At 68.1% G+C, this 7,227-nt stretch carries 6 protein-coding genes and 1 riboswitch; of the genes, 1 reads left to right on the top strand and 5 read right to left on the bottom strand.

Translation table 11 applies throughout. From position 1 onward, the window contains the following. Positions 1-142: 142 nt before the first annotated feature. The 5 genes from ACFWGJ_RS39640 to thrC form a co-directional block, all read right to left on the bottom strand. Positions 143-1,267, bottom strand: coding sequence for an NADH:flavin oxidoreductase (locus ACFWGJ_RS39640; protein ID WP_387333816.1), 1,125 nt, complete (start codon positions 1,265-1,267; stop codon positions 143-145). 248 nt (positions 1,268-1,515) lie between these two features. Next, positions 1,516-3,144: a chaperonin GroEL gene (gene groL / locus ACFWGJ_RS39635; protein ID WP_267026492.1), complete on the bottom strand. Its 1,629-nt coding sequence runs from the start codon at positions 3,142-3,144 to the stop codon at positions 1,516-1,518. A gap of 357 nt (positions 3,145-3,501) precedes the next feature. After that, positions 3,502-3,708 (bottom strand): cold-shock protein, encoded by a 207-nt coding sequence (locus tag ACFWGJ_RS39630; RefSeq protein WP_007493268.1) that lies wholly within the window; start codon positions 3,706-3,708, stop codon positions 3,502-3,504. A 452-nt stretch (positions 3,709-4,160) separates the two neighbouring features. Continuing rightward, entirely contained in the window at positions 4,161-4,436 is a 276-nt protein-coding gene (locus tag ACFWGJ_RS39625) for a MoaD/ThiS family protein (protein ID WP_210881130.1), read from the bottom strand. A 103-nt stretch (positions 4,437-4,539) separates the two neighbouring features. Continuing rightward, on the bottom strand, positions 4,540-5,856 hold the full coding sequence (thrC, locus tag ACFWGJ_RS39620) for a threonine synthase (protein WP_387333815.1): 1,317 nt from the start codon (positions 5,854-5,856) through the stop codon (positions 4,540-4,542). A gap of 15 nt (positions 5,857-5,871) precedes the next feature. Then, a riboswitch (SAM riboswitch) is annotated at positions 5,872-6,029 on the bottom strand. Between the two features lie 175 nt (positions 6,030-6,204). Here thrC and ACFWGJ_RS39615 point away from each other — a divergent pair. Further along, positions 6,205-7,152, top strand: coding sequence for a glucosyl-3-phosphoglycerate synthase (locus ACFWGJ_RS39615; RefSeq protein ID WP_387333814.1), 948 nt, complete (start codon positions 6,205-6,207; stop codon positions 7,150-7,152). The last annotated feature ends 75 nt before the right edge of the window (positions 7,153-7,227 follow it).

Raw genomic sequence — 7,227 nt, 5'->3', positions numbered from 1 at the left:
CCCCTAGGTACCTAGGGGCGCGGGGAACTGCGCAGTCCTGTAGGCCCGCCCCCACCGAACCCGCACAGACAGGGGCGCGGGGAACTGCGCAATCGTTTGGCCCCGCCCCCACCGGCCCGCACCCAACCGCGCACCCCCGAAATCAGCTGAGCGAGCGCAGCGCAACCGCATCGAACGCAGCCAGTTCCCCGAACCGCCCGCCCAGCACCTTCACGGCCCACTCCGGGTCCTGGAGCAGCGCGCGGCCGACCGCGATCATGTCGAACTCCTCGTTCTCCAGCCGGTCGAGCAGATCGTCGATGCCCTTGACCGGCGCACCCTCACCACGGAACCCCTTGAGGAAGTCCCCGTCGAGGCCGACCGAGCCGACGGTGATGACGGGCTTGCCGGTGAGCTTCTTCGTCCAGCCGGCCAGGTTCAGGTCGGACCCGTCGAACTCCGGCAGCCAGTAGCGGCGCGTGGACGCGTGGAAGGCGTCCACCCCGGCCGCGGCGAGGGGCGCCAGCACGGACTCAAGCTCTGCCGGGGTCTCCGCGAGGCGCGCCTTGTAGACGTCCTGCTTCCACTGCGAGTAGCGGAAGAGGACGGGGAAGGCGGGCGACACGGCCGCCCGCACGGCGGCCACGATCTCCGCGGCGAACCTCGTACGGGCGACGAGGTCACCGCCGTACCCGTCCGTGCGGCGGTTGGTGCCCGCCCACAGGAACTGGTCGAGCAGATAGCCGTGCGCGCCGTGCAGTTCGACCCCGTCGAAGCCGAGGCGCTCGGCGTCGGCCGCGGCGTTCGCGAAGGCCTGGATGACGTCATCGAGGTCGGCCTGGGTCATCTCCTTGCCCTGGCCGACGGTGCCGTCCATGCGCAGCCCGGAGGGACCGACCGCGGGCGCGTCCGCGAACGGCGGTTCCCCGGCGGAGCGCACCATCCCGATGTGCCAGAGCTGCGGCACGATCGTCCCGCCCGCCGCGTGCACGTCCGCGGCGACCTTCGCCCACCCCGCGAGCTGCTCCTCCCCGTGGAAGCGCGGAACGCGGTCGCTGTTCCCGGCCGACGCGTGGTCCACGTACGTGCCCTCGGTGACGATGAGGCCGACACCGGCGGCGGCACGGCGTGCGTAGTACGACGCCACGTCCTCCCCCGGAACCCCGCCCGGCGAGAACTGCCGGGTCATCGGCGCCATCGCGATCCGGTTCGGAACGGTCAGGCCGTTGAGGGCGACGGGCCGGGAAAGGACCTCGGCGGCGCGGGAGGCGGAGGGGGCGACAGTCACGTGGGGGCTCCTCATGGGGGGAGAAAGGGGAGCGCACATGCCATTGGGTATGTGCATGCGCATAGATAACTCCCCGGACAACCATCCCGGCCCCCGAGGCATTCCTGCGTTTCTCCCCTCACCTCTGTGACCCCGGACACGCCCGAGGGCGGCACCCCTGGAGTGGGGTGCCGCCCTCGGTTCGTACAGCTGTGGTGAAGCGGTGCCGTGGCAGTGCCGCGGCGGTGGGCCGCCGATCCGTTTCCGGATCAGAAGTCCATGTCACCGCCCGGCATGCCGCCACCGGCACCGGCGCCGGCCGCGGCCTTCTCCGGCTTGTCGGCGATGACGGCCTCGGTGGTGAGGAACAGCGCGGCGATGGAGGCGGCGTTCTGCAGAGCGGAACGCGTGACCTTCGCCGGGTCGATGATGCCCTCGGCGATCATGTCCACGTACTCACCGGACGCGGCGTTGAGGCCGTGACCGACGGGCAGGTTGCGGACCTTCTCGACGATGACGCCACCCTCAAGACCACCGTTGACGGCGATCTGCTTGAGCGGGGCCTCCAGGGCGAGCTTCACGGCGTTGGCGCCGGTCGCCTCGTCACCCGTGAGCTCAAGCTTCTCGAACACCGAGGAAGCCTGGAGCAGAGCCACGCCACCACCGGCGACGATGCCCTCCTCGACGGCCGCCTTCGCGTTGCGAACGGCGTCCTCGATGCGGTGCTTGCGCTCCTTGAGCTCGACCTCGGTGGCGGCACCGGCCTTGATGACGGCCACGCCGCCGGCCAGCTTCGCCAGGCGCTCCTGGAGCTTCTCGCGGTCGTAGTCCGAGTCCGAGTTCTCGATCTCGGCACGGATCTGGTTGACCCGGCCCTGGACCTGGTCGGCCGAGCCGGAGCCGTCCACGATCGTGGTCTCGTCCTTGGTGATGACGACCTTGCGGGCGCGGCCCAGCAGGTCAAGACCCGCGTTCTCCAGCTTCAGGCCGACCTCCTCGGAGATGACCTCGCCGCCCGTGAGGATGGCGATGTCGCCGAGCATGGCCTTGCGGCGGTCACCGAAGCCCGGAGCCTTGACGGCGACGGACTTGAAGGTGCCACGGATCTTGTTGACGACCAGCGTCGACAGCGCCTCGCCCTCGACGTCCTCGGCGATGATCAGCAGCGGCTTGCCGCCCTGCATGACCTTCTCAAGGAGCGGGAGCAGGTCCTTGACGTTGGCGATCTTCGAGTTGGCGATCAGGATGTACGGGTCGTCGAGGACGGCCTCCATACGCTCCATGTCGGTGGCGAAGTACGCCGAGATGTAGCCCTTGTCGAAGCGCATGCCCTCGGTGAGCTCAAGCTCAAGACCGAAGGTCTGCGACTCCTCGACGGTGATGACGCCTTCCTTGCCGACCTTGTCCATCGCCTCGGCGATGAGCTCGCCGATCTGGGTGTCGGCGGCGGAGATGGAGGCCGTGGAAGCGATCTGCTCCTTGGTCTCGACATCCTTGGCCTGCTCAAGAAGGGCACCGGAGACGGCCTCGACGGCCTTCTCGATACCGCGCTTGAGGGCCATCGGGTTGGCACCGGCGGCTACGTTGCGCAGACCCTCGCGGACCAGCGCCTGGGCGAGCACGGTCGCCGTGGTCGTTCCGTCGCCGGCGACGTCGTCCGTCTTCTTGGCGACTTCCTTGACCAGCTCGGCGCCGATCTTCTCGTACGGGTCCTCAAGCTCGATCTCCTTGGCGATGGAAACACCATCGTTGGTGATCGTGGGGGCGCCCCACTTCTTCTCTAGGACGACGTTACGACCCTTGGGGCCAAGGGTGACCTTGACGGCGTCGGCGAGCTGGTTCATCCCGCGCTCGAGACCGCGCCGTGCCTCCTCGTCGAACGCGATGATCTTGGCCATGTGAAGTGGTCCTCCCGGACTGGGGTGGAATCTCCAGGACCGCGCCCGCGCCCGCGACGGACGGCCTGCAGACCTCGTGGTTCCTTGCCCCACCCGGCCTGCGGGCCTCACTGACCCGGTCCTCGTTGTCACTCTCACCTTCAGAGTGCTAACGCCAATGATTAGCACTCGACCCATGCGAGTGCAAGCGCCTCTCAATGATCCGCAGGTGGGAGGGGGTGCGAGGCGGGGGCGCCCGATGACCTTGAGGCGCCCCCGGCCTGTCGCGCCCGGCATCCGGACATGCCGAAGGGCCCGTACCCGGGAGGTACGGGCCCTTCGGAAGAAGAACGTCGCTGCAGTAAGTCGGCGCGTGCTTCAGCCGGTCGCCAGCCGGACCATGTCCGCCTGCGGCCCCTTCTGGCCTTGCGAGATCTCAAAATCGACCCGCTGACCCTCTTCCAGGGTGCGGTAGCCGTCCATCTGAATCGCGCTGTAGTGGACGAATACATCCGCACCACCGTCGACCGCGATGAAGCCGTACCCCTTCTCCGCGTTGAACCATTTGACGGTGCCCTGAGCCATGCCTAACTCCCCTATTACTGGCCCTTGCACAGATCCGCACTTCGCGGATCCGGGTCAGACCTCACCCCCCAACGGTTGGGGGTGTGCGCCGGAACGCGTCGACCGCGGCTGAATGTATCCGTCCAACTGCCGTCTGCAACAGGTCAATCCGACGAGAATTCCGGGCACGGCTGATCGGAAATATGTGAAGGATTTACGAAGATTCAGGGCAAGTCGGGCCCGGTAAATGACATAAACGGCTCAAAAGGACCAGGTACTTTGGCTGCTTCTTGTCGGACCCCGGGGGCGAACTCATATGCGCCGACCTTGCGGAGCGAAGCAGCTTCCCCAACTGTACCGCGCTCAACCATACAGAATTGCCCCCTCCGCTTCGGGCGCGGAGAGGGCAATTCGATGAACTCTGCGTGTTCGACATTACCAAGGGTAATGATCGACACCGTCGTGCGGGGCGCTCAGCCTCCGGCGACCGCCGGGATGATCGAGACCCCGACGCCGTCCGGCGTGGCCGTCTCAAGGCCCTGCTCGAAACGGACGTCGTCGTCGTTCACGTACACGTTGACGAACCGCCGCAGCTTGCCCTGGTCGTCCAGGACACGGGCCGCGATACCGGTGTGGTTCTTCTCCAGGTCGGCGATGACCTCGGCGAGGGTCGCCCCTTCGGCGGCCACCTCGGCCTGGCCACCCGTGTAGGTACGCAGAATGGTGGGGATGCGGACGTTGACGCTCATGGGACCTCCATCGGGTAGGGCTGCAGTACAGCGCCGCCGTCTTTTCAGGGGCGCGGGGAACTGCGCGGCCGGCCCCCACCGGCGCGCAGTGTACGAACAACGATCAAGAACCGAGGCCGGCCTCATGGAAGGAGTCGAGGTTCGGACGGATGGTCGCGGTCAGCCCCGTGTCGGAGGCGACGGCGTCCAGCGTCTTCAGACCGTCCCCCGTGTTGAGGACGACGGTCGTCAGCGTCGGATCGAGCAGCCCGCTCTCGATCAGCTTCTTCGCCACGCCCACCGTCACCCCGCCGGCGGTCTCCGCGAAGATGCCCTCGGTCCGCGCCAGCAGCTTGATCGCGTCGACGACCTGGTCGTCGTTCACGTCCTCCACGGCCCCGCCCGTCCGGCGGGCGATGTCGAGCACGTACGGCCCGTCGGCCGGGTTGCCGATGGCGAGGGACTTCGCGATCGTGTTCGGCTTCTGCGGCCGTACGACGTCGTGCCCGGCCTTGTAGGCGACGGACACCGGTGAACAGCCCTCGGCCTGCGCGCCGAAGATCTTGTACGGCTTGTCCTCGACGAGGCCGAGCTCGATCAGCTCCTTGAGCCCCTTGTCGATCTTCGTCAGCTGCGAACCGGAGGCGATCGGCACGACCAGCTGGTCCGGCAGCCGCCAGCCGAGCTGCTCACAGATCTCGTACGCCAGGGTCTTGGAGCCCTCCGCGTAGTACGGCCGCAGGTTGACGTTGACGAAGCCCCAGCCCTCGCCGGCCGGGTCGCCGATCAGCTCGGAGCAGAAGCGGTTCACGTCGTCGTAGTTGCCCTCGATGCCGACGAGCTCGCCGCCGTAGACCGCGGCCATGACGACCTTGCCCTGCTCCAGGTCGTGCGGGATGAACACGCAGGAACGGAAGCCGGCCCGGGCGGCGGCGGCGCCCACCGCGCCCGCGAGGTTGCCGGTGGAGGAGCAGGAGAGCGTGGTGAAGCCGAAGGCGCGCGCGGCCTCCAGAGCCTGGGCGACGACGCGGTCCTTGAAGGAGTGCGTCGGGTTCCCGGAGTCGTCCTTCACGAAGAGCTTGCCGGCGTCGACGCCCAGCTCACGCGCCAGGTTGTCGGCCTTGACGAGCTTGGTCCAGCCGGGGTTGATGTTCGGCTTGTCCGCCACGTCCGCGGGGACGGGCAGCAGCGGCGCGTACCGCCAGATGTTCGCGGGACCGGCTTCGATGCGCTTGCGGAGTTCCTCGGTGTCGTAACCGGAGAAGTCGTACGCGATCTCCAGCGGGCCGAAACACTCCTCGCAGGCGAAGACCGGACCGAGCGGGACGCGGTGGCCGCACTCGCGGCAGGAGAGTGCGGCGGCCGGACCGAGGTCGACGGCGTTCGCGGAGTCCACGGAGGGGGTGGAGTTCGTGGTGCTTGCAACTGTCTGCGCAGCCATGGAGGCGAGGCCCTTTCCTCATCTTCCTCACGACGCACTTCGCCATGAGACGGATTTGGCACCTTCCCGAGCCGGGAGCCTCGCGGCACTGATCAGCGATGATCAGGACGAGACCGGCTGGAGGGTTGCCGGGGCTTCAACGGGCCGTATCCCTCTGCCCCTCTGGATGAGCGGTATGTAGTTGTCTACGCAACGACCCCCGACATGCGATGGTCATCAGCGTTGTTCAAGACTGTAACCGACGGCATGGATGGTGGAGAGAGCCGTCCGAACCGCGAGATGACCGTCACACCGGTTTCCCTCGCGGCGGGACGCACGCATCCCGATGAACGCAAGGGAGAGCCGCACGTGCTGGAAGACGTCGAGCGCTGGCTGAGCACGCGCTCCTGGTCCGTCGAGGACCGCCCGCTCAAGAAGCTGATCGCCGCGAAGCGGTCCACGGGCTCCACGGTCAGTGTCGTACTGCCCGCGCTCAACGAGGAGGAGACCGTCGGCGAGATCGTCGCCGTGATCCGCCGGGAGCTGATGACCGCGAGAGTGCCGCTCGTCGACGAGATCGTGGTGATCGACTCGGGTTCGACGGACCGCACCTCCGAGGTCGCCGCCGACGCGGGCGCCCGTGTCGTGCATCGCGACGAGATCCTGCCCCGCATCCCGGCCGTCCCCGGCAAGGGCGAGGTGCTGTGGCGCTCGCTGCTCGTCACGCGCGGGGACATCGTGGCGTTCGTGGACGCGGACCTGAAGGAGTTCTCGGCGGACTTCGTCTCCGGGATCGTCGGTCCGCTGCTCACGGATCCGGGGGTCGACCTCGTCAAGGCGATGTACGACCGTCCGCTGGGCTCCGCGTCCGGTCAGGGGGGCCGGGTGACGGAACTCATGGCCCGGCCGCTGCTCAACATGCACTGGCCGCAGCTGGCCGGCTTCGTCCAGCCGCTGGGCGGGGAGTACGCGGCCCGCCGCTCGCTCCTCGAACGGCTTCCGTTCCCCGTCGGGTACGGGGTGGAACTGGGCATGCTGGTCGACTCGCTGCACCTGGTCGGCCTCGACGCCCTCGCGCAGGTGGACGTGGGCGTCCGCAAGCACCGGCACCAGGACGGGCAGGCGCTCGGGCGGATGTCCGCGGCGATCTACCGCACGGCCCAGCTCCGGCTTGCGCGCGGGCACATGATCCGGCCGTCGCTGACGCAGTTCGTACGGGGGGAAAGCGGCTTCGAGCCGCGGACGCATTCGGTGGACATGGAGGAACGCCCCCCGATGATCGACATCAGAGAGTACGTGTCGCGGCGCGCGGCGTAAGGGGACCTGCGGGAGCGTTGTCGTCCGCGGGCCGGTGGGGGCCGTTCGCGCCGTTCCCCGCGCCCCCATCAGGGG

It is taken from the genome of Streptomyces sp. NPDC060205, from assembly GCF_042728395.1.
GTDB lineage: Bacteria > Actinomycetota > Actinomycetes > Streptomycetales > Streptomycetaceae > Streptomyces.
Note: the sequence above shows the minus strand (reverse complement) of the source record. Positions and strands in the feature narration are given on the sequence as shown.

Excerpts from the sequence above, each read along its gene's own strand:
- groL (WP_267026492.1), bottom strand. The coding sequence starts at position 3,144 with ATGGCCAAGATCATCGCGTTCGACGAGGAGGCACGGCGCGGTCTCGAG.
- ACFWGJ_RS39630 (WP_007493268.1), bottom strand. The coding sequence starts at position 3,708 with ATGGCTCAGGGCACCGTCAAATGGTTCAACGCGGAGAAGGGGTACGGC.
- ACFWGJ_RS39625 (WP_210881130.1), bottom strand. The coding sequence starts at position 4,436 with ATGAGCGTCAACGTCCGCATCCCCACCATTCTGCGTACCTACACGGGT.
- thrC (WP_387333815.1), bottom strand. The coding sequence starts at position 5,856 with ATGGCTGCGCAGACAGTTGCAAGCACCACGAACTCCACCCCCTCCGTG.